Here is a 22,952-nt window from a genome sequence, read left to right on the forward strand (position 1 = left end):
TCCTGCATGATCAAACATCATAGCATGAGACGTTTCAGGAATTACAACTGTTTTACTTTCATTTAATTTACATTCAACACTTTTTATAAATGCTAATTTCTTATTCAGGTCACCTTCTTTTTCTGCTGGAAGAAACAACACTCTACATTGAACATGATCATACCACTCTTCTATCCTACGATCATACAAATCCTCCGCAATCTGTATCATGTTTTCTCTCTTGGATACAAAAGTTACTTTTCCATTTTGAAGTTTTCGTGGTTTATAATCCTCCATAACTAGAGCTCTCTCTTTATTCCATGGCAACCAATTCTTTTTCATATACTGTATCAATGCTTCTTTTGAGTCAAATTCCTGTTCCGGATTAGAAAAGGATTTATTAAAATGCTCTTCTTTAGATTCCGTATATAAGCCCCCAGGTCCTGAATGATTGATCAAAGCTCCTTCAGAATTAACTAAAGAAATAACTCTATCAGCATACATCGATGCGAACATTGTACCAACAGAACAACCAAGCGAACTTCCTACTATATGAGTTTTATGAATCCCAAGAACATCTAACACCTCTCGAACATCTTCAACTAAAGTTTCAAGTTGATATCCTTTTTGAGGATGATCCGAATTACCATGTCCCCTTATATCGATAGCAATTACGCGATATTGTTCTGTAAAATTTGGAATAATACTCCGCCAAATGGCTGCACTTCCTCCCATATAATGCAGGAACAAAATTGGCTCACCGTTCTGGCTGTACTCATAAGCTTTAATTTTTACTCCCTTTGCATTTACCGTATATTCTCTCATTCCCTAATCCCCCTTTAGTGCTCCCCTCATTGATGAAGGGAACTTCGTGACTTCATATTTATTTTATCGTATATTGGTGACAAACAACGTCACTAATAATAGGAGATATTTTCATGTCTAGAACAGGGAGATTATTTGAACTATTAATTACACTAAATACAAAACATCGCTTTACTGCTCAAGAGCTAGCAAATGAGTTTTCAGTATCCAAAAGAACGATACTTAGGGATTTACATCTATTAAGTGAAATGGGTGTCCCTCTTTTCTCTTCCTCTGGACCAAATGGTGGATACACTCTTATAAAGGAACAAAAACTTCCTACTATCTCATTAACACCAGAAGAAGCTACAGGATTACTTCTTTCCTATCAACTTTTAGAAGATGGACCTTTTAAACAAGAGAATATATCAACCATTACTAAAATCCGTTCCAGTATGTCTATAGAGATGATCCAAAAAATAGAAACATTACAAGATAGACTAGCTATTGATTCACCCAATAGAAGTTTTAAAAATCATTACCTCAAAGAACTTTTACAAGCATCATTAGATAAAAAGCATCTTCAAATAGAATACGAATCCCGTTCCGGATACTCAATCCGAACAATCTTTCCTTATGGACTCGTTCTATCTAACGGTTTATGGTACTCTCCTGCATTTTGTTATAAACGAAAAAAGAATGTACCATTTCGAGTCGATCGAATTATTTCCCTCAAAATACAACACGATTTCTCAGAGCCAATTCCAAGAGATATGACCATTACACAATGGTTAAATCAAACAGATACTTTATCAAAAGAACTTACTTTACGAGCAACACTAACGAAAAAAGGCTGTAAAATGCTCGATCCTCATCCTATTGGAGAATGGATTCAAGTTAACCCTAATGGTACCGGAGTAATTGAAGAAAAATGTAGAGAGTCAGATATACCTTTTATCGGAGGACTGTTCCTTAGTCTTGGAACAGAAATATTAATAGAGGAGCCTGCTGAATTAATACATTTTGTGAGAGAAAAAGCGCTGGAAGTCATTAGCCAATATCCAAAAACATGAAATGCTCGAACTTGTATCTCCTTATTTTAACAATTAATAGTATATAATTTGTTTATACAATCACATTTCAATTTAGAAGCAGGTGAAACGATGGAAACCATTCGCGTACTTATAGCTGATGATGAAAAAGAAATAAGAGATTTATTAAAAAAGTATCTTGAGAGAGAGTTCTATATAGTAGATACAGCAATCGATGGCGAAGAAGCTCTTCATTTATTTAACCAAAACAAATATAATCTCGTCATATTAGATTTGATGATGCCGAAAATAGATGGAATTGAAGTATGCAAAAGGCTTAGAGGGCAAACAAATATTCCTATATTAATGCTTACTGCTAAAGATCATGAAGTAGACAAAATTTTAGGATTAAGTATAGGTGCAGATGATTATATTACAAAACCTTTTAGCATTCATGAGGTAGTTGCACGTGTGAAAGCTCTTATGAGGCGTTTTTTAGTATTAGGAAGCGACGCTATCTCTCATGAACAAACAGCGCTTCAGTTTAAAGGTCTAACCATTGATTTAAAAAAATACACGGTTACCGTAGGTGAAGAAGAAATAGCTTTAACAGCAAAAGAACTAGAGCTACTAAAGTTTTTCGCTTCTAATCCCGAACAAGTATTTACGAAAACACAACTCTTTCGCAATGTTTGGGACAGTAACTATATAGAAGATGATAATACAGTTATGGTACATATTAGAAAACTTAGAAAGAAGATCGAAACGGATCCTTCAGATCCTAAATTTATTCAAACTGTGTGGGGAATTGGTTATAAATTTGTAGGTGAAAAAGATGAAAACCGATAAAGTTCTCTATCTTATTTCACTTCAGCTTATCATCATTGCGATACTTCTGCTCATTGAGATGAGTCATACATGTAAACTCATTTTATTTACTGCATTATTTCTTATAACAATAAGCCTTTTCTTTATAAGAATCCATTTTATAAAGAGCCGAAAGTCTATTACTGTTAACTTACAACGAACAATTCACGGAAATTTACATACAAGATTATACACAAACAATGATAACTCGTTGGATGATGTAATTTTTTCTATAAATGAATTAATTACAGAACTAGAAAAGGTACAAGTTGAAGCTAGAAAGTCTCAAAAGGCTAGAAGACAACTCTTATCTAGTATTTCACACGATATTCGAACACCGCTCACTTCCATTATAGGATATGTTGATGCTTTAAAAGATGGAATTGCTGCTTCAGAAGATGAAAAACGAGAGTATCTCGAAATACTCTCAAAGAAATCGAACAGCTTAAAACAATTAGTTGATCAAATATTTAATATGGCTAAGCTAGATGCAGATGAATTCCACATACAAAAAGAGTCTCTCGATTTTGCTGAGATTACTAGAGAATCGCTAATTGAGTTTTTACCTGAACTCTCAAAACATAACATAGAACTACAGGTTCATATTCCAGAAACATCTTGCCCTATTACAGCAGATTACCTTAGTCTTGTACGAATTATAGGTAACCTCATGAAAAATGCGATATATTACGGAAAAGCCGGAAAAGTAGTGGGAATAGAACTACTAGAAACCACTTCTGAATACCAACTACTCATTTGGGACAAAGGACCTGGAATTTCAAATAGTAATTTAGAAAACGTATTTGAAAGAATGTATAGAAGTGACCAATCAAGGAGTGCTTCGCATGGCGGGAGTGGTCTAGGACTTGCTATTGCAAAAGCTCTCGTAGAAAAAAATAGCGGAGACATATGGGTAGAAAGTATTCCATGGGAACGAACTACGTTCGGATTCTCCATTCCAAAACAAACCACTTTTAAGAAATAGTTAAGAAATGATTAAGCCGCAGTTAAATCCTCCTTTTTATCATGTAAGTAAGAGTTTATAGAAAGTAGGTGTTCCAAAATGAGTGCAATTATAAAAACAACAAATCTCACTAAAATTTATGGCAATCAAAAATCAGTGGATAATCTAAATATAAACGTAAATCAAGGAGAGATTTATGGCTTCATCGGACGAAACGGTGCAGGTAAAACAACGACAATTCGAATGCTGCTAGGTCTCATAAAGCCTACAAGCGGAAAAATCGAAATATTCGGGGAGGATTTTTTCCAAAACCAAAAAGAAATTTTAAGAAGAATTGGCTCTATCGTTGAAGTTCCAGGATTTTATGAAAATCTTACTGCTAGAGAGAACCTATTAATTAACGCAAAGATAATCGGAGTGCATAAAAAGAATGCCCTTGAAGAAGCATTAGAAATTGTAGGCCTACAACATGAAACAAAAAAGCTGGTGGGTAAATATTCTTTGGGAATGAAACAACGATTAGGAATCGCAAGAGCCCTTCTCCATTATCCAGAACTATTAATACTTGATGAACCGACAAATGGCTTAGATCCAATTGGTATTAAAGAAATGCGAAAACTTATTAAATCTTTAGCACAAGAAAGAAACATAACAATATTAATTTCCAGCCACATTTTAGCTGAGGTCGAACAGTTAGTAGATCACATGGGGATTATTCATGAAGGGAAGTTATTAGAAGAAATTTCTCTTGAAGCACTTCGAAAAACAAATCGTAAATACTTAGAATTCCAAGTAAATGACGATAATAAAGCTGCAATGCTTTTAGAAAAACAATTTCATATTTTTGACTACGAAGTACATGATGAAGGAAATATTCGTGTTTATTCCCATTTCGGACAACAAGGAAAAATTAATAAAATATTTGTTCAAAACGATATTGACGTATTAAAAATTATGATGAGTGAAGACAGATTAGAGGATTATTTCACCAAATTGGTTGGAGGTGGGACAATTGGCTAATCTATTATATACAGAACTATTAAAGTTGAAACGCTCTAATATGTTCTTAATTAGTATTATTGGGGCAGCGGTAGCACCGTTTATGATCGTTTTGGCCTTTTATATAGAAATGAAAACAAAACCATCTGCTACACCCGCGAGTTTCGATGCCCTTTTTCTTAATGTAAATATGTATATTATTTTATTTATGGGAGTCCTTCTATACGGGGTCGTTACCGCCTATCTCTTTAATCGTGAATACACAGAAAATACACTAAAAAATTTATTAACCATTCCTGTATCACGTTTTAACTTTATCATGAGCAAATTCACCCTTCTATTTATTTGGATTATGACCCTAACTATAGTTGCATGGGGACTAACCTTACTATTAGGGCTATTAGGAGGGTTTCCTGGATTAAGCATCCCTTTATCTTTTCAATTTTTAGTGAAATTTTTATTAGGCGGTGGATTCCTTTTTATCTTATCTTCTCCTATTGTACTGCTAACCCTTGTAATGAGGACTTATGTTCCGCCTATTATATTAACAATTGTTGTAGCAATGGTAAATGTTCTAACTGCAAGTTCGGAACACAAAGATTTGTTTCCTTGGACAGCTGCGCTAGATATAGTAAATAACGAATTGCAACCAACATATCCTCCAGAATATTCTTATGTTGCCATTGCCGCTACAGCTATTATCGGTTTTCTCGCAACACTATTCTATTTTAAAAAAGTTGATATTCATTAATCTCATACCTAATCATGATTCAAAGGCGATAAAAGGAATTAAAACCGTTCACACTTTATATAAACGAAACCGAAATTCCAATCCGGATTTCGGTTTTTCGCCGTATAATGAATTACGGAATTTATTAACAATCACATAAAGTGAAGAACTTTTAACATCTCGGGTAACCTCTATTCGATTTTCCAGCATGATAGAAAATCTCTCCCGAGAACATCATCTTTTAAGATACCAAGCATAAAAAAACGAGATGCAGCTTGCTTAATCTCTGCAGTTTGATATGTTATATAGCCTTTCCAACCATGTTGGTATATATAGTTACCGTTAGACGTTATAAAAAATAGATCTGGAATTTTTGAATCAGGATTAAATTTAAAAGTACCTGCATCTTATTTTTTATCTAAACGGATATAACCACCTTGAAGTTTTAAATATGCATAATCTGAAGAAATAGGATTTGCAAATTTAATTAATACTTCTTCATCTTTTCTGATTGGTTGCCCAGGTTTAGGTTGTTCTACTCTTTCAATAACTATATTCACTTTTTCAGAGCTAGAAGACTCATTTAAAAGATACTCCCATTTATTGTTGGCACGATGGCTTCCCCAATATGATCCAGCAGTTCCTTCTACAACAAATTCCCCTGAATTATCTACTACATAATTATCAAATGCGGTATTGTATTTAACAACGGTAGAAATCTTGGTTTTAGGTAATTTATTTTGTGAATCCTTAATTTCAAATGTAACCTCGTTGGACGGTAAAAATTCACCAAAAGGTATATTTTCTCTAGACTCATATATGTCTCCATTCTCACTTCTAACTAGTGTTACTTTTTGGGTAGAACCTTGTCTAGTTTTATAGGAAGCCGAGACTTCATTGCTCGCTCCAAATAAACCAGGTAAGATTGATGCGCGAATCTTTTTTGTAACAGGATCATAACTACTTTTTTCTAGTATTGGTGGCTGCAAGTTTTCGAAAGCATCGTGTTTATGGGTATTACGTAAATAACCGAGGCCAGTATCATTATTTTTTATACGTTCAAATGAAATACCATTGCCTCATTATTAGTTGAAGCAACTGATAAATAATTATTCCTTTTAACCTTGCTCACAATATGATTCACTTTATTTGTATCTATATTTACATGTTGAAAAATTTCATTTGATGATGTTACTAATTGGTGGTCATTATACATATGCGGAGGTACCATCTTTCAATTGGCTTCGTGACAATTTTGATTTAGAAAGAAATTACTACGATCGTGTAGGGCATTTCATACAAGGATTTGTACCAGCATTAATAACAAGGGAAGTACTTATTGAAGTAGTTGGAAGTCATAAAAAGGGATGGTTAGGATTACTTGTAATTTCAGTTTACCTAGCATTTAGTGCGCTATATAGATTATTGGAATTTATAGTGGCAAAATTAACAAGAACAGGGGCAGAAGCATTTCTCGGGGCACAGGGAGATGTGTGGGATACACAGTGGGATATGTTATGTGCATTGGTTGGAGCTATGATTGCGTTACTTGTCCTTCAATATAAAAACCTCAACTGTAAGAAAGACCTATGATCTTCCAAAATTCTATTTTTGATATAAAACATTTATCTTTTTTATGAAAGCAAACGACTTTGATAAAATCAAGTCGTTTGCTTTCATATTTATAGGGATACAGACCGATCACTTCATGTCCCAAAATGAAAAGATAGGATGAAATCTTATAATTAACTAACTGTAGAGAATTAAAATTTTCGTTTAGGGGGTACATCACGACCTTAGCTTGATAGGCATGCAGCGAGACCCCATTGCATTGTATTATCTTTTCTAAGTTAACATAACTTCACTTATTAGCATTCCAAGTATGTAGAAACTAAAAAAAGCCCCTTCATATTAATGATCTAAAGAGACTTTACTCATACAAATAATTTGTACACCAATTCTTTGATATACAGATTATTTGTACAATAAGTATTATAAATGATTGCTGAATAATAAACTTACATAAATGCTTTTAAAAGTTCTTGAACTAATGGAAGTACTCCGCCTAAAAATTTCAAAACAGCCATTGCGATTGCCATATTATTTCCCTCCTTTTTTGAATGTCAAGATGTAATAAATCTTTATACTCTTATTATAGCTAGTGCCTCTACTCATATCAATAAATTTAATTATGCAATATTTCATATTTATATATGTGTGATATTACTATAATAGAACCGGTAAGTTCTACAGCATTTTCTAATGAGCTGAACAACTAAAGAACATGAAAGTTTCCCTTAAAAAGGAGGAGAATTATAAAAACTCTCTTCCTTTTTTATGTGCTCATAAACTGTATTTATCTGAAGCTCAGGTGCAAATGTGTTGCGTCCTTAAATTATTCATACAGATGCCTAATCACGGTACTTGTAAAGTATAGGCTTACATAAAATAGACATACTATCATTGTGTATGATAAGTATTTCATTATATAGGAGAGATATTGTATGACTACTAATAAACGAAATAATTCAGAAAAGGGATTTGAACCTTCAATACTAAACTTAAATGAAATGGATAAAGGAGTTACAGCAAGAGGAAAAGCTGATCAAAATTTGCAAGCTGAAGATACAGTTACACTTTTTTGGGGAGATGAATGGAATATAGAAGAAGACGAGAAAAAACAGCTGGATTGCAATCGATTAAATGACGTTTAAAAATATTCATTCATCTCATACTTAATCATGACTCGACACCATAGAACACCTGTCAATAAATCATATAGAAACGTTATGAATAAAGAAACTGATGACTTCCTCGATAGAATAAAGCATCTCATTACTATTGAGATGCTTATCCAAAATAAAACATAATGTAACTTTCCTCAAAATCGCAGTGTTAGCCTCAACTTGATTGCTTTATTTCGTAACCTTAAATATATATGTGTCTACTTTTCTTCTATTATCTTTTCCTCTATCAAGTTTTCGCGGATACGTTTATTTGCATTCGTTTTTAATTCGGTTTCATCCGCCACCCATGTTTCGGTCGCAATAAACCCTACTTGATGAATCAAACGAAGACAATGCTAAAAAAGCTCTTCCAAAAATATCGTGTTTCGTAAACGTTGCAAAAGAAACTTAGTGATAGTTGAGTGATTTGGAATTTTTAATTTTTGTCTATTGAATAAATTATTTTCCAACAGTATGAGAAATCCCTTCAGAGGTCTGAAGGGATTTCTTCATTCACATAATAAGCACTATATAGATTCATTCACAAACACCTAAAGGGTTTCCATCAGGATCAAAAAATGTGAAGAATTGGGTAGTCCCTTCTCCACTAATAGGATTTACTTTGACACCACGTTCAATTAACAGTCGGTAAGTCTCATTAATATCTTTAGGAATAAAGTTATAATATTTCCCTACTCCAAAGTTATTCTCAGGAAACTTCATTGGTTGATGATTAACAGTTCTAACAAGACATACTACTGTTTGCGACTCTTCTTCGATTTTCATAACTGCAGCTTCGTTCTCAATATAAATAAGTTTAAATCCTAATTTTTCTTCATACCATTTAGCTGCAATTTTTGGATCTTTGACTGGTATAAATAAACCTTCCATTCCAGCCAATAATGGTTGCGACATTCTATATCCTCCTTTGAAATTACAGCATTTTATATATTTCAATTAAGTTATCGTCAGGATCACGAAAATGTGCAACGTACGCTCGCCATTCCTTACGTTCATGCGGTTCAGTAACAAAGTTAATTCCTTTTTCTCTAAAGCGTTTATAAGTGTGATCGACATCTTCAACTTCAAATTGAAGTAAGAATCTTGACTGAGACTCACCTTCTAAAGGCCTATCTCCTTCACCCACTAATTCGGCCATCATTTTTCGGGATACAAGCTCAATCTTCGTTTCCCCGTTATTGAAAAGCGCATACTTGCTATCTTCCTCGTACCAACTCACTGGAAATTCCAATAAATCTCTGTAAAACATGGCACTTTTCTTAAAATCTTTGACTAAAAGTCTTATTTGTGACAATTTCAAATCGATCCCCCCTTGAAAAATACTATTAAAGAGCCTATACCAGCGCTTCTCATTTAGACACTTCGTTATTGATACTAATATTCCTTTATGTTTCAGATAACTATCCATCTGCATAGGAAATGAAACAATACCATTATCAGCTAGCGCATTTCATCATAATATAAAAAGAATAGTGTTTTTTGTATTTTTAGAGTAAAGATTTATCTTAGGTTGATGGCGACGTGATACTCCCCCTTGTCTATTAACTTAAGCTTTTCATCTAAGGAGAATTCGAGACAAGGATAAAGATATTGCGTATAACATGTATATTCATCACAATTAAGAGCACATTATATACAAATATAGTGGAGGTGTAATTATGAATATTCAAAGACACGGTTATAATACAAATGAAATTCTTATTGCAGGTGCAACAAGCGCAATTGAGCAAATGAAATACGAAATTGCTCGTGAACTTGGAGTCACACTTGGTCCAGAAACATCTGCACGTGCAAATGGTTCTGTCGGGGGAGAAATCACAAAACGTCTTGTTCGAATGGGTGAAGAGAAATTAACGGGTCAATATAGAACCCATTAAAAAATTTACATAGTTAGATTAAAAAGTACCCTTTATGAATCTAAGGGTACTTTTTTATGGAAAAACAAAATTTTTAAGTTGCACAGAAAAACAACTTTTCAGATTTGAATACACAAACATAAAAAAACCTAAGTCAAAACGACTTAGGTTTTTGCCTGGCAACGTCCTACTCTCACAGGGACAAAGTCCCAACTACCATCGGCGCTAGAGAGCTTAACTTCCGTGTTCGGTATGGGAACGGGTGTGACCTCTCTGCCATCATTACCAGACTTATGAAGGTATATTCCTTCAAAACTAGATAACATTTGCTTCATATTATATGGTTAAGTCCTCGATCTATTAGTATTCGTCAGCTCCACGTGTCACCACGCTTCCACCTCGAACCTATCAACCTGATCATCTTTCAGGGATCTTACTAGCTTAACGCTATGGGAAATCTCATCTTGAGGGGGGCTTCATGCTTAGATGCTTTCAGCACTTATCCCTTCCGCACATAGCTACCCAGCTATGCCCTTGGCAGAACAACTGGTACACCAGCGGTGCGTCCATCCCGGTCCTCTCGTACTAAGGACAGCTCCTCTCAAATTTCCTACGCCCACGACGGATAGGGACCGAACTGTCTCACGACGTTCTGAACCCAGCTCGCGTACCGCTTTAATGGGCGAACAGCCCAACCCTTGGGACCGACTACAGCCCCAGGATGCGATGAGCCGACATCGAGGTGCCAAACCTCCCCGTCGATGTGGACTCTTGGGGGAGATAAGCCTGTTATCCCCGGGGTAGCTTTTATCCGTTGAGCGATGGCCCTTCCATGCGGAACCACCGGATCACTAAGCCCGACTTTCGTCCCTGCTCGACTTGTAGGTCTCGCAGTCAAGCTCCCTTATGCCTTTGCACTCTACGAATGATTTCCAACCATTCTGAGGGAACCTTTGGGCGCCTCCGTTACTTTTTAGGAGGCGACCGCCCCAGTCAAACTGCCCACCTGACACTGTCTCCCGGGTCGATAAGACCCGTAGGTTAGAATTTCAATACAGCCAGGGCGGTATCCCACCAGCGCCTCCACCGAAGCTAGCGCTCCGGCTTCAAAGGCTCCCGCCTATCCTGTACAAGCTGTACCAAAATTCAATATCAGGCTACAGTAAAGCTCCACGGGGTCTTTCCGTCCTGTCGCGGGTAACCTGCATCTTCACAGGTACTATAATTTCACCGAGTCTCTGGTTGAGACAGTGCCCAAATCGTTACACCTTTCGTGCGGGTCGGAACTTACCCGACAAGGAATTTCGCTACCTTAGGACCGTTATAGTTACGGCCGCCGTTTACTGGGGCTTCAGTTCAGAGCTTCGCTTGCGCTAACCCCTCTCCTTAACCTTCCAGCACCGGGCAGGTGTCAGCCCCTATACTTCGCCTTACGGCTTCGCAGAGACCTGTGTTTTTGCTAAACAGTCGCTTGGGCCTATTCACTGCGGCTTTCCGTTAAGAAAGCACCCCTTCTCCCGAAGTTACGGGGTCATTTTGCCGAGTTCCTTAACCAGAGTTCTCTCGCACACCTTAGGATTCTCTCCTCGCCTACCTGTGTCGGTTTGCGGTACAGGCACCTTTTATCTCGCTAGAAGCTTTTCTTGGCAGCGGGGAATCAAAGACTTCGCTCCATAAGGAGCTTCCCCATCACAGCTCAGCCTTCGCGGTAAGCGGATTTGCCTACTTACCAGCCTAACTGCTTGGACGTGCACAACCAATCGCACGCTTCTTCTATCCTTCTGCGTCCCTCCATTGCTCAAACGATAAAGAGGTGGTACAGGAATATCAACCTGTTGTCCATCGCCTACGCCTGTCGGCCTCGGCTTAGGTCCTGACTAACCCTGAGCGGACGAGCCTTCCTCAGGAAACCTTAGGCATTCGGTGGACGGGATTCTCACCCGTCTTTCGCTACTCATACCGGCATTCTCACTTCTAAGCGCTCCACCAGTCCTTACGATCTGACTTCACAGCACTTAGAACGCTCCCCTACCACTGATACCATAGGTATCAATCCGCAGCTTCGGTGGTGTATTTAGCCCCGGTACATTTTCGGCGCAGAGTCACTCGACTAGTGAGCTATTACGCACTCTTTAAATGGTGGCTGCTTCTAAGCCAACATCCTAGTTGTCTAAGCAACTCCACATCCTTTTCCACTTAATACACACTTTGGGACCTTAGCTGGCGGTCTGGGCTGTTTCCCTTTTGACTACGGATCTTATCACTCGCAGTCTGACTCCTAAGGATAAGTCATTGGCATTCGGAGTTTGACTGAATTCGGTAATCCGATGGGGACCCCTAGTCCAATCAGTGCTCTACCTCCAAGACTCTTACACTTAAGGCTAGCCCTAAAGCTATTTCGGGGAGAACCAGCTATCTCCAGGTTCGATTGGAATTTCTCCGCTACCCACACCTCATCCCCGCACTTTTCAACGTGCGTGGGTTCGGGCCTCCATTCAGTGTTACCTGAACTTCACCCTGGACATGGGTAGATCACCTGGTTTCGGGTCTACGACCACGTACTAAACGCCCTATTCAGACTCGCTTTCGCTACGGCTCCGCCTCTTCAGCTTAACCTCGCACGGGATCGTAACTCGCCGGTTCATTCTACAAAAGGCACGCCATCACCCGTTAACGGGCTCTGACTATTTGTAGGCACACGGTTTCAGGATCTCTTTCACTCCCCTTCCGGGGTGCTTTTCACCTTTCCCTCACGGTACTGGTTCACTATCGATCACTAGGTAGTATTTAGCCTTGGGAGATGGTCCTCCCGGATTCCGACGGAATTTCACGTGTTCCGCCGTACTCAGGATACATTCAAGAGGGAACGAAGTTTCAACTACAGGGTTGTTACCTTCTATGACGAGCCTTTCCAGGCTGCTTCGTCTACCTCGTTCCTTTGTAACTCCGTATAGAATGTCCTACAACCCCAAGAGGCAAGCCTCTTGGTTTGGGCTAGATTCCGTTTCGCTCGCCGCTACTCAGGAAATCGCATTTGCTTTCTCTTCCTCCAGGTACTTAGATGTTTCAGTTCCCTGGGTCTGTCTTCTTTACCCTATGTATTCAGATAAAGATACCATACCATTACGTATGGTGGGTTTCCCCATTCGGAAATCTCCGGATCAAAGCTTACTTACAGCTCCCCGAAGCATATCGGTGTTAGTCCCGTCCTTCATCGACTCCTAGTGTCAAGGCATCCACCGTGCGCCCTTTCTAACTTAACCAAAATTAAAAAAATATGAGCTACACTGTTATCTAGTTTTCAAAGAACATATATTTTCGAGAGATAGTTCTCTCAAAACTGAACAAAACGAAACACGGAAACTTATATTGATGAACAGCGTTCATCAATTCTCCATAGAAAGGAGGTGATCCAGCCGCACCTTCCGATACGGCTACCTTGTTACGACTTCACCCCAATCATCTGTCCCACCTTAGGCGGCTGGCTCCAAAAGGTTACCCCACCGACTTCGGGTGTTACAAACTCTCGTGGTGTGACGGGCGGTGTGTACAAGGCCCGGGAACGTATTCACCGCGGCATGCTGATCCGCGATTACTAGCGATTCCAGCTTCATGTAGGCGAGTTGCAGCCTACAATCCGAACTGAGAACGGTTTTATGAGATTAGCTCCACCTCGCGGTCTTGCGACTCTTTGTACCGTCCATTGTAGCACGTGTGTAGCCCAGGTCATAAGGGGCATGATGATTTGACGTCATCCCCACCTTCCTCCGGTTTGTCACCGGCAGTCACCTTAGAGTGCCCAACTTAATGATGGCAACTAAGATCAAGGGTTGCGCTCGTTGCGGGACTTAACCCAACATCTCACGACACGAGCTGACGACAACCATGCACCACCTGTCACTCTGCCCCCGAAGGGGAAGCCCTATCTCTAGGGTTGTCAGAGGATGTCAAGACCTGGTAAGGTTCTTCGCGTTGCTTCGAATTAAACCACATGCTCCACCGCTTGTGCGGGCCCCCGTCAATTCCTTTGAGTTTCAGCCTTGCGGCCGTACTCCCCAGGCGGAGTGCTTAATGCGTTAACTTCAGCACTAAAGGGCGGAAACCCTCTAACACTTAGCACTCATCGTTTACGGCGTGGACTACCAGGGTATCTAATCCTGTTTGCTCCCCACGCTTTCGCGCCTCAGTGTCAGTTACAGACCAGAAAGTCGCCTTCGCCACTGGTGTTCCTCCATATCTCTACGCATTTCACCGCTACACATGGAATTCCACTTTCCTCTTCTGCACTCAAGTCTCCCAGTTTCCAATGACCCTCCACGGTTGAGCCGTGGGCTTTCACATCAGACTTAAGAAACCACCTGCGCGCGCTTTACGCCCAATAATTCCGGATAACGCTTGCCACCTACGTATTACCGCGGCTGCTGGCACGTAGTTAGCCGTGGCTTTCTGGTTAGGTACCGTCAAGGTGCCAGCTTATTCAACTAGCACTTATTCTTCCCTAACAACAGAACTTTACGACCCGAAAGCCTTCATCGTTCACGCGGCGTTGCTCCGTCAGACTTTCGTCCATTGCGGAAGATTCCCTACTGCTGCCTCCCGTAGGAGTCTGGGCCGTGTCTCAGTCCCAGTGTGGCCGATCACCCTCTCAGGTCGGCTACGCATCGTCGCCTTGGTGAGCCGTTACCTCACCAACTAGCTAATGCGCCGCAGGTCCATCTATAAGTGACAGCCGAAGCCGCCTTTCAATTTCGCACCATGCGGTGCAAAATGTTATCCGGTATTAGCCCCGGTTTCCCGGAGTTATCCCAGTCTTATAGGCAGGTTACCTACGTGTTACTCACCCGTCCGCCGCTAACTTCTTAAGAGCAAGCTCTTAATCGGTTCGCTCGACTTGCATGTATTAGGCACGCCGCCAGCGTTCATCCTGAGCCAGGATCAAACTCTCCAATAAAGTTTGTCTAGCATCATAAATAAAAATTGACGTTTCACGTTGTTTGTTTCGTTCAGTTTTCAAAGAACTTATCCGCCGCTCAAGTTGGCGACTTCCTTATGTTAACATCTCAGTCATTCGATGTCAACTAAGTTTTTCATTTTGTTTATCGTGGTTACTTTGTTTCACCAGCGACTCGTATAATATTACACTCATATTCAATAATAGTCAATTCTTTTTTTACAGTTATTTAAGGATAACAAAATATACCTATCAAGTTAGCCATGAGGAAGTCAATTCCTTCTTACATACCTACTCATATATCGGCGTTTTTCACAATATAAAGACCCTCCAACGATGTTCGACATGCTAGATGCTGTAAAGTAATGAAAATGAATCCTCATGATAAACATACCAAATAGAGTATTTGCATTTAAACTTCATAAAACTCAAATGTATTTTTTTCTAGATATATTGCTTCATCATAATTTTTGATAATAATATCAAAATGTTGACTGTATGGATGCATAAACACTTCGTACTGAATACGACGCTCTTCATGAGACTGTTTTAAATAATTGATATCAGTCCCTCTTTCAGCAATGTCACGGCTAGACCTTCTCGTTAATTCCGTTTCACCATCTGTATAGAAGTAAATTTTCAAATCAAATACATCGGGATTAATAAATGCGACACTCATTCCTTCTACAATCGTCACTTTGTTTTTTGAAGAAATCAATTCACTTTTCATATAATGCGTATCTATCGTATAAAAATCTAAACCAGCTCTTACCATCTGAACATCTCTTTCTAAAACAGACAAATGATGTGCCGAGGGGTGACAAGCCGTCATTTTAGCATGATGATTTTCGTTTTGATATGTATAGTGAATAATTGCATGCTTTCGTACGTTCGAACTAACAATGTATGGATCTGTATTAATATAATTCACTTCATTTTGATTGAGTTGATTTACGAGCATATTAGCAAACGTTGTTTTTCCAGCAGCACCATGACCCGAAATGCCAATAACAATCTGTTCATCATTCATACTAATCCAGTTTATGATTTCTTGTAATAACTTATCCACCCTTCTCCCCCTTTTACTGATATACTCCCCTTATTTTAATTAGTTGAATATCGAAATGTTTTTTGTTTTATTATACACGAAACAAAGAAATGGTATGATTATCCATATTAACATCTCTATTTTTAAACAACTACATTATTTTTTAAATGACTTTATTGTTCACGGACAGCTGCACTAAAACGCACGAAAGTCGCTTCTATTACATCCCCGGAAAATTCACATAATGTACACAAATCAACTAAGTACCCTATGATAAAATGGAAATTATCAACAGTTAATAAACAACGGACCATTATGGTCTGTTTTTACATGTCTATCAACTGATTACCACTATAAGTAATGTAATAATATTATTTTAAAATGTAATGGAGATGATAAAATATGACAACCTGGTTTATAGTGTCGTTGGTTATTATGTTTAGTATTAAATTAATACTAACTTCTCTTCCAACTGCTGTTGTAGAATCATTTACCAGTAAATTTCAATTACACCCAAAGCTCGATGATACGGCTGTTACCATAACCATCGACGGAAAACCTTTAGAAGGCGAAGACAAGATTCAAGTTATTAATCAATTTAACCAAGCGCTATTTTTAGAGAAATACTATTTCCCTCCACAGAGCAGTGGAACACCATTGGTCATTAATACTAAGAGGGGCAAAAAAGATGTTAGTTTTTCTATATACAGTTACAACGACCACGTTGATGTAATCAAACAGTATAAGAAAAAGGTAGTCGCGTATAGTCTTCGTTCCGATAGCCTTCAAAAACGTTCCATGTTAGTAACTGGAGATGTAGTTTAAAAAGATCGTCAAAGAGGCGATCTTTTTTTATGGATGAAATGACAACTGAAACTGTAATAGAAAAAAAGATTCTTAATACCGACAAGTAGTTCTGTTTTTATCGAGAAGGTCTTAAATAACAAGGGTATCCGCAAGTAGATTCACACAGTATTTAACACGTAAAAAAGCGCAGAGTTTTAGCTCTGAGCTTATCTTTTTCATGAGGTTTATTCCGTTAAATCCCCTTAATCTCAATTAAAAATATATTAACCACCAATTCCTTTTGCTAGCAATAGGAAATATGTAATTACCAATACTCCGCCATTTAATACAGTACCAATTATTCCCGATAACCACTGCTTTGATACGATAGCAAAAACAATTCCAAGTAGTGAAAGTGTACCTAGAATGATAATAATCAGCGATAAATCCGCATTAGGTCCTCTTAGAACTAAGAATAAAAATACACTTGCCATGAAGGTTAGAAATGAAAAAATCCCAAACTTATTCATGCACTTTCCCCCTTGTTTAGAATGTACTTTGTTTCTTCACCTATTTCACAACCCTGCCCTTTAATTGAATAAAGATCATTCATCAATTCCCCTATATTTTAACATAAATTCCCTATCCCTTCTGATACCTTTATACTTATACAATAAATATAGACGAAATCTCCTCAACTTTTATTTTATGACAATAACTATTGTCGTCCTGTTAATTACTATGCTAATTTGAGTGTTAATTCCCCTAAACAAATAGTTCTAAATACTAGTATAATAACAAGAAAAACGAGTATAAAACCTTTGCGATTCCACACTCGTTTCCCTATGCTATTTCCACTGTTTCTCCATGTTTTCTGAACTACTTATAATACTGGAGAAATCCTTTTTTCTTTATCTAAATTTACTTAACGTACGAAACTTATGTTTTTAGACACCAAATACTTCTTTTTTCTTTATGTACTATATGAAAACCCCCGTCACTTTTTTCTTGTTACGCATACACAAAAAAGACGAGTCATACTGACTCGTCTCAAATTGCCTGGCAACGTCCTACTCTCACAGGGACAAAGTCCCAACTACCATCGGCGCTAGAGAGCTTAACTTCCGTGTTCGGTATGGGAACGGGTGTGACCTCTCTGCCATCATTACCAGACTTATGAAGGTATATTCCTTCAAAACTAGATAACATTTGCTTCATATTATATGGTTAAGTCCTCGATCTATTAGTATTCGTCAGCTCCACGTGTCACCACGCTTCCACCTCGAACCTATCAACCTGATCATCTTTCAGGGATCTTACTAGCTTAACGCTATGGGAAATCTCATCTTGAGGGGGGCTTCATGCTTAGATGCTTTCAGCACTTATCCCTTCCGCACATAGCTACCCAGCTATGCCCTTGGCAGAACAACTGGTACACCAGCGGTGCGTCCATCCCGGTCCTCTCGTACTAAGGACAGCTCCTCTCAAATTTCCTACGCCCACGACGGATAGGGACCGAACTGTCTCACGACGTTCTGAACCCAGCTCGCGTACCGCTTTAATGGGCGAACAGCCCAACCCTTGGGACCGACTACAGCCCCAGGATGCGATGAGCCGACATCGAGGTGCCAAACCTCCCCGTCGATGTGGACTCTTGGGGGAGATAAGCCTGTTATCCCCGGGGTAGCTTTTATCCGTTGAGCGATGGCCCTTCCATGCGGAACCACCGGATCACTAAGCCCGACTTTCGTCCCTGCTCGACTTGTAGGTCTCGCAGTCAAGCTCCCTTATGCCTTTGCACTCTACGAATGATTTCCAACCATTCTGAGGGAACCTTTGGGCGCCTCCGTTACTTTTTAGGAGGCGACCGCCCCAGTCAAACTGCCCACCTGACACTGTCTCCCGGGTCGATAAGACCCGTAGGTTAGAATTTCAATACAGCCAGGGCGGTATCCCACCAGCGCCTCCACCGAAGCTAGCGCTCCGGCTTCAAAGGCTCCCGCCTATCCTGTACAAGCTGTACCAAAATTCAATATCAGGCTACAGTAAAGCTCCACGGGGTCTTTCCGTCCTGTCGCGGGTAACCTGCATCTTCACAGGTACTATAATTTCACCGAGTCTCTGGTTGAGACAGTGCCCAAATCGTTACACCTTTCGTGCGGGTCGGAACTTACCCGACAAGGAATTTCGCTACCTTAGGACCGTTATAGTTACGGCCGCCGTTTACTGGGGCTTCAGTTCAGAGCTTCGCTTGCGCTAACCCCTCTCCTTAACCTTCCAGCACCGGGCAGGTGTCAGCCCCTATACTTCGCCTTACGGCTTCGCAGAGACCTGTGTTTTTGCTAAACAGTCGCTTGGGCCTATTCACTGCGGCTTTCCGTTAAGAAAGCACCCCTTCTCCCGAAGTTACGGGGTCATTTTGCCGAGTTCCTTAACCAGAGTTCTCTCGCACACCTTAGGATTCTCTCCTCGCCTACCTGTGTCGGTTTGCGGTACAGGCACCTTTTATCTCGCTAGAAGCTTTTCTTGGCAGCGGGGAATCAAAGACTTCGCTCCATAAGGAGCTTCCCCATCACAGCTCAGCCTTCGCGGTAAGCGGATTTGCCTACTTACCAGCCTAACTGCTTGGACGTGCACAACCAATCGCACGCTTCTTCTATCCTTCTGCGTCCCTCCATTGCTCAAACGATAAAGAGGTGGTACAGGAATATCAACCTGTTGTCCATCGCCTACGCCTGTCGGCCTCGGCTTAGGTCCTGACTAACCCTGAGCGGACGAGCCTTCCTCAGGAAACCTTAGGCATTCGGTGGACGGGATTCTCACCCGTCTTTCGCTACTCATACCGGCATTCTCACTTCTAAGCGCTCCACCAGTCCTTACGATCTGACTTCACAGCACTTAGAACGCTCCCCTACCACTGATACCATAGGTATCAATCCGCAGCTTCGGTGGTGTATTTAGCCCCGGTACATTTTCGGCGCAGAGTCACTCGACTAGTGAGCTATTACGCACTCTTTAAATGGTGGCTGCTTCTAAGCCAACATCCTAGTTGTCTAAGCAACTCCACATCCTTTTCCACTTAATACACACTTTGGGACCTTAGCTGGCGGTCTGGGCTGTTTCCCTTTTGACTACGGATCTTATCACTCGCAGTCTGACTCCTAAGGATAAGTCATTGGCATTCGGAGTTTGACTGAATTCGGTAATCCGATGGGGACCCCTAGTCCAATCAGTGCTCTACCTCCAAGACTCTTACACTTAAGGCTAGCCCTAAAGCTATTTCGGGGAGAACCAGCTATCTCCAGGTTCGATTGGAATTTCTCCGCTACCCACACCTCATCCCCGCACTTTTCAACGTGCGTGGGTTCGGGCCTCCATTCAGTGTTACCTGAACTTCACCCTGGACATGGGTAGATCACCTGGTTTCGGGTCTACGACCACGTACTAAACGCCCTATTCAGACTCGCTTTCGCTACGGCTCCGCCTCTTCAGCTTAACCTCGCACGGGATCGTAACTCGCCGGTTCATTCTACAAAAGGCACGCCATCACCCGTTAACGGGCTCTGACTATTTGTAGGCACACGGTTTCAGGATCTCTTTCACTCCCCTTCCGGGGTGCTTTTCACCTTTCCCTCACGGTACTGGTTCACTATCGATCACTAGGTAGTATTTAGCCTTGGGAGATGGTCCTCCCAGATTCCGACGGAATTTCACGTGTTCCGCCGTACTCAGGATACATTCAAGAGGGAACGAAGTTTCAACTACAGGGTTGTTACCTTCTATGACGAGCCTTTCCAGGCTGCTTCGTCTACCTCGTTCCTTTGTAACTCCGTATAGAATGTCCTACAACCCCAAGAGGCAAGCCTCTTGGTTTGGGCTAGATTCCGTTTCGCTCGCCGCTACTCAGGAAATCGCATTTGCTTTCTCTTCCTCCAGGTACTTAGATGTTTCAGTTCCCTGGGTCTGTCTTCTTTACCCTATGTATTCAGATAAAGATACCATACCATTACGTATGGTGGGTTTCCCCATTCGGAAATCTCCGGATCAAAGCTTACTTACAGCTCCCCGAAGCATATCGGTGTTAGTCCCGTCCTTCATCGACTCCTAGTGTCAAGGCATCCACCGTGCGCCCTTTCTAACTTAACCAAAATTAAAAAAATATGAGCTACACTGTTATCTAGTTTTCAAAGAACATATATTTTCGAGAGATAGTTCTCTCAAAACTGAACAAAACGAAACACGGAAACTTATATTGATGAACAGCGTTCATCAATTCTCCATAGAAAGGAGGTGATCCAGCCGCACCTTCCGATACGGCTACCTTGTTACGACTTCACCCCAATCATCTGTCCCACCTTAGGCGGCTGGCTCCAAAAGGTTACCCCACCGACTTCGGGTGTTACAAACTCTCGTGGTGTGACGGGCGGTGTGTACAAGGCCCGGGAACGTATTCACCGCGGCATGCTGATCCGCGATTACTAGCGATTCCAGCTTCATGTAGGCGAGTTGCAGCCTACAATCCGAACTGAGAACGGTTTTATGAGATTAGCTCCACCTCGCGGTCTTGCGACTCTTTGTACCGTCCATTGTAGCACGTGTGTAGCCCAGGTCATAAGGGGCATGATGATTTGACGTCATCCCCACCTTCCTCCGGTTTGTCACCGGCAGTCACCTTAGAGTGCCCAACTTAATGATGGCAACTAAGATCAAGGGTTGCGCTCGTTGCGGGACTTAACCCAACATCTCACGACACGAGCTGACGACAACCATGCACCACCTGTCACTCTGCCCCCGAAGGGGAAGCCCTATCTCTAGGGTTGTCAGAGGATGTCAAGACCTGGTAAGGTTCTTCGCGTTGCTTCGAATTAAACCACATGCTCCACCGCTTGTGCGGGCCCCCGTCAATTCCTTTGAGTTTCAGCCTTGCGGCCGTACTCCCCAGGCGGAGTGCTTAATGCGTTAACTTCAGCACTAAAGGGCGGAAACCCTCTAACACTTAGCACTCATCGTTTACGGCGTGGACTACCAGGGTATCTAATCCTGTTTGCTCCCCACGCTTTCGCGCCTCAGTGTCAGTTACAGACCAGAAAGTCGCCTTCGCCACTGGTGTTCCTCCATATCTCTACGCATTTCACCGCTACACATGGAATTCCACTTTCCTCTTCTGCACTCAAGTCTCCCAGTTTCCAATGACCCTCCACGGTTGAGCCGTGGGCTTTCACATCAGACTTAAGAAACCACCTGCGCGCGCTTTACGCCCAATAATTCCGGATAACGCTTGCCACCTACGTATTACCGCGGCTGCTGGCACGTAGTTAGCCGTGGCTTTCTGGTTAGGTACCGTCAAGGTGCCAGCTTATTCAACTAGCACTTGTTCTTCCCTAACAACAGAACTTTACGACCCGAAAGCCTTCATCGTTCACGCGGCGTTGCTCCGTCAGACTTTCGTCCATTGCGGAAGATTCCCTACTGCTGCCTCCCGTAGGAGTCTGGGCCGTGTCTCAGTCCCAGTGTGGCCGATCACCCTCTCAGGTCGGCTACGCATCGTCGCCTTGGTGAGCCGTTACCTCACCAACTAGCTAATGCGCCGCAGGTCCATCTATAAGTGACAGCCGAAGCCGCCTTTCAATTTCGCACCATGCGGTGCAAAATGTTATCCGGTATTAGCCCCGGTTTCCCGGAGTTATCCCAGTCTTATAGGCAGGTTACCTACGTGTTACTCACCCGTCCGCCGCTAACTTCTTAAGAGCAAGCTCTTAATCGGTTCGCTCGACTTGCATGTATTAGGCACGCCGCCAGCGTTCATCCTGAGCCAGGATCAAACTCTCCAATAAAGTTTGTCTAGCATCATAAATAAAAATTGACGTTTCACGTTGTTTGTTTCGTTCAGTTTTCAAAGAACTTATCTGTCGCTCAATCGCGACTTCCTTATGTTAACATCTCATTCATTCGATGTCAACTAGGTGTTTTATTTCGTTTTCGCTTTCTGCTCTGTTGCAGCAGCGACTCGTATAATACTACACTCTTTCATATTAAACGTCAATATGTTTTTCTAATAAAATATAAAAAGGCTCATTTTCTATTAATAAGCCTTTTGTCTATCCTCAATCAATATATAAGCCCCTGCTATGCACAGCTTGATTCTGCTCTTTTCAACTCATCTATTTCTCAAGTTATTTTCTTTATATAA

Annotated in this window: 14 protein-coding genes, 6 rRNA genes and 3 pseudogenes (1 of these 23 running past the window's edge); 10 read left to right on the forward strand and 13 right to left on the reverse strand. The window is 40.9% G+C overall.

Annotated features, from left to right (window positions below):
* Window positions 1-804 carry the 5' portion of an alpha/beta fold hydrolase gene (locus AB1280_RS16540; RefSeq protein WP_429756497.1) on the reverse strand. The gene continues 54 nt to the left of window position 1, outside the view, so 804 of the gene's 858 nt are visible here — the first part of the coding sequence; the start codon lies at window positions 802-804; the stop codon falls past the left edge of the window.
* 113 nt (window positions 805-917) lie between these two features.
* Between AB1280_RS16540 and AB1280_RS16545 the strand changes: the two genes are divergently transcribed.
* The 6 genes and pseudogenes from AB1280_RS16545 to AB1280_RS16570 form a co-directional block, all read left to right on the forward strand.
* Window positions 918-1,856, forward strand: coding sequence for a helix-turn-helix transcriptional regulator (locus tag AB1280_RS16545; protein ID WP_429756498.1), 939 nt, complete (start codon window positions 918-920; stop codon window positions 1,854-1,856).
* A gap of 90 nt (window positions 1,857-1,946) precedes the next feature.
* On the forward strand, window positions 1,947-2,663 hold the full coding sequence (locus tag AB1280_RS16550) for a response regulator transcription factor (protein ID WP_429756499.1): 717 nt from the start codon (window positions 1,947-1,949) through the stop codon (window positions 2,661-2,663).
* Complete coding sequence (locus tag AB1280_RS16555) at window positions 2,650-3,666, forward strand: sensor histidine kinase (protein WP_429756500.1); 1,017 nt, start codon at window positions 2,650-2,652, stop codon at window positions 3,664-3,666. The genes AB1280_RS16550 and AB1280_RS16555 overlap by 14 nt, the downstream gene beginning before the upstream one ends.
* Before the next feature lie 78 nt (window positions 3,667-3,744).
* Window positions 3,745-4,665: an ABC transporter ATP-binding protein gene (locus tag AB1280_RS16560; RefSeq protein ID WP_429756501.1), complete on the forward strand. Its 921-nt coding sequence runs from the start codon at window positions 3,745-3,747 to the stop codon at window positions 4,663-4,665.
* Window positions 4,658-5,395: an ABC transporter permease gene (locus AB1280_RS16565; protein ID WP_272191743.1), complete on the forward strand. Its 738-nt coding sequence runs from the start codon at window positions 4,658-4,660 to the stop codon at window positions 5,393-5,395. The genes AB1280_RS16560 and AB1280_RS16565 overlap by 8 nt, the downstream gene beginning before the upstream one ends.
* 13 nt (window positions 5,396-5,408) lie before the next feature.
* A pseudogene (locus AB1280_RS16570) lies at window positions 5,409-5,534 on the forward strand (IS6 family transposase); the annotation flags it as partial.
* Between the two features lie 247 nt (window positions 5,535-5,781).
* On the opposite strand, the gene AB1280_RS16575 reads toward AB1280_RS16570, so the two are convergent.
* Window positions 5,782-6,363, reverse strand: a complete 582-nt coding sequence (locus tag AB1280_RS16575; RefSeq protein WP_429756502.1) for a hypothetical protein — start codon at window positions 6,361-6,363, stop codon at window positions 5,782-5,784.
* Between the two features lie 196 nt (window positions 6,364-6,559).
* Between AB1280_RS16575 and AB1280_RS16580 the strand changes: the two are divergent.
* Window positions 6,560-6,967 (forward strand): annotated as a pseudogene (locus AB1280_RS16580) (DUF2238 domain-containing protein); the annotation flags it as partial.
* A 425-nt stretch (window positions 6,968-7,392) separates the two neighbouring features.
* Here AB1280_RS16580 and AB1280_RS16585 read toward each other — a convergent pair.
* Window positions 7,393-7,579: pseudogene (locus AB1280_RS16585) on the reverse strand (hypothetical protein).
* A gap of 299 nt (window positions 7,580-7,878) precedes the next feature.
* On the opposite strand from AB1280_RS16585, the gene AB1280_RS16590 reads away from it, so the two are divergent.
* A complete protein-coding gene (locus tag AB1280_RS16590) occupies window positions 7,879-8,088 on the forward strand; it encodes a hypothetical protein (protein ID WP_429756503.1) in 210 nt (69 codons plus the stop codon).
* 549 nt (window positions 8,089-8,637) lie between these two features.
* Here the strand turns inward: AB1280_RS16590 and AB1280_RS16595 are convergent.
* Together AB1280_RS16595 and AB1280_RS16600 are read right to left on the reverse strand one after the other, a co-directional pair.
* Window positions 8,638-9,015 carry a VOC family protein gene (locus AB1280_RS16595; RefSeq protein ID WP_429756504.1) on the reverse strand — a complete coding sequence of 126 codons (378 nt, stop codon included), beginning with the start codon at window positions 9,013-9,015 and terminating at the stop codon, window positions 8,638-8,640.
* Window positions 9,016-9,034: 19 nt separating this feature from the next.
* Window positions 9,035-9,421: a VOC family protein gene (locus tag AB1280_RS16600; RefSeq protein WP_429756505.1), complete on the reverse strand. Its 387-nt coding sequence runs from the start codon at window positions 9,419-9,421 to the stop codon at window positions 9,035-9,037.
* Between the two features lie 358 nt (window positions 9,422-9,779).
* On the opposite strand from AB1280_RS16600, the gene AB1280_RS16605 reads away from it, so the two are divergent.
* Window positions 9,780-9,998: an alpha/beta-type small acid-soluble spore protein gene (locus AB1280_RS16605; RefSeq protein WP_272191738.1), complete on the forward strand. Its 219-nt coding sequence runs from the start codon at window positions 9,780-9,782 to the stop codon at window positions 9,996-9,998.
* 153 nt (window positions 9,999-10,151) lie between these two features.
* On the opposite strand, the gene rrf (AB1280_RS16610) is transcribed toward AB1280_RS16605, so the two are convergent.
* From rrf (AB1280_RS16610) to AB1280_RS16625, 4 genes are all read right to left on the reverse strand, one after another.
* Window positions 10,152-10,267: ribosomal RNA gene (rrf, locus tag AB1280_RS16610) — 5S ribosomal RNA — on the reverse strand.
* Between the two features lie 50 nt (window positions 10,268-10,317).
* A 23S ribosomal RNA gene (locus tag AB1280_RS16615) occupies window positions 10,318-13,240 on the reverse strand.
* A 137-nt stretch (window positions 13,241-13,377) separates the two neighbouring features.
* Window positions 13,378-14,928, reverse strand: a 16S ribosomal RNA gene (locus AB1280_RS16620).
* Together the 16S, 23S and 5S rRNA genes form the textbook arrangement of a ribosomal RNA operon.
* A gap of 412 nt (window positions 14,929-15,340) precedes the next feature.
* Window positions 15,341-15,997: a uridine kinase family protein gene (locus tag AB1280_RS16625; RefSeq protein ID WP_429756506.1), complete on the reverse strand. Its 657-nt coding sequence runs from the start codon at window positions 15,995-15,997 to the stop codon at window positions 15,341-15,343.
* Window positions 15,998-16,378: 381 nt separating this feature from the next.
* Here AB1280_RS16625 and AB1280_RS16630 point away from each other — a divergent pair, with 381 nt between their 5' ends.
* Entirely contained in the window at window positions 16,379-16,801 is a 423-nt protein-coding gene (locus AB1280_RS16630) for a YfmQ family protein (protein ID WP_272191785.1), read from the forward strand.
* Window positions 16,802-17,046: 245 nt separating this feature from the next.
* Here AB1280_RS16630 and AB1280_RS16635 read toward each other — a convergent pair whose 3' ends face one another.
* The 4 genes from AB1280_RS16635 to AB1280_RS16650 all read right to left on the reverse strand — a co-directional run bounded on the left by AB1280_RS16635 (window position 17,047) and on the right by AB1280_RS16650 (window position 22,596).
* The gene (locus AB1280_RS16635) at window positions 17,047-17,292 is read right to left on the reverse strand and encodes a hypothetical protein (RefSeq protein ID WP_272191786.1); all 246 of its coding nucleotides are present in this window, start codon (window positions 17,290-17,292) and stop codon (window positions 17,047-17,049) included.
* 527 nt (window positions 17,293-17,819) lie between these two features.
* Window positions 17,820-17,935, reverse strand: a 5S ribosomal RNA gene (rrf, locus tag AB1280_RS16640).
* Window positions 17,936-17,985: 50 nt separating this feature from the next.
* Window positions 17,986-20,908: ribosomal RNA gene (locus tag AB1280_RS16645) — 23S ribosomal RNA — on the reverse strand.
* Between the two features lie 137 nt (window positions 20,909-21,045).
* Window positions 21,046-22,596: ribosomal RNA gene (locus AB1280_RS16650) — 16S ribosomal RNA — on the reverse strand.
* Window positions 22,597-22,952 lie beyond the last annotated feature (356 nt).

Source organism: Bacillus sp. S10(2024) (assembly GCF_050473865.1).
GTDB lineage: Bacteria > Bacillota > Bacilli > Bacillales > Bacillaceae_G > Bacillus_A.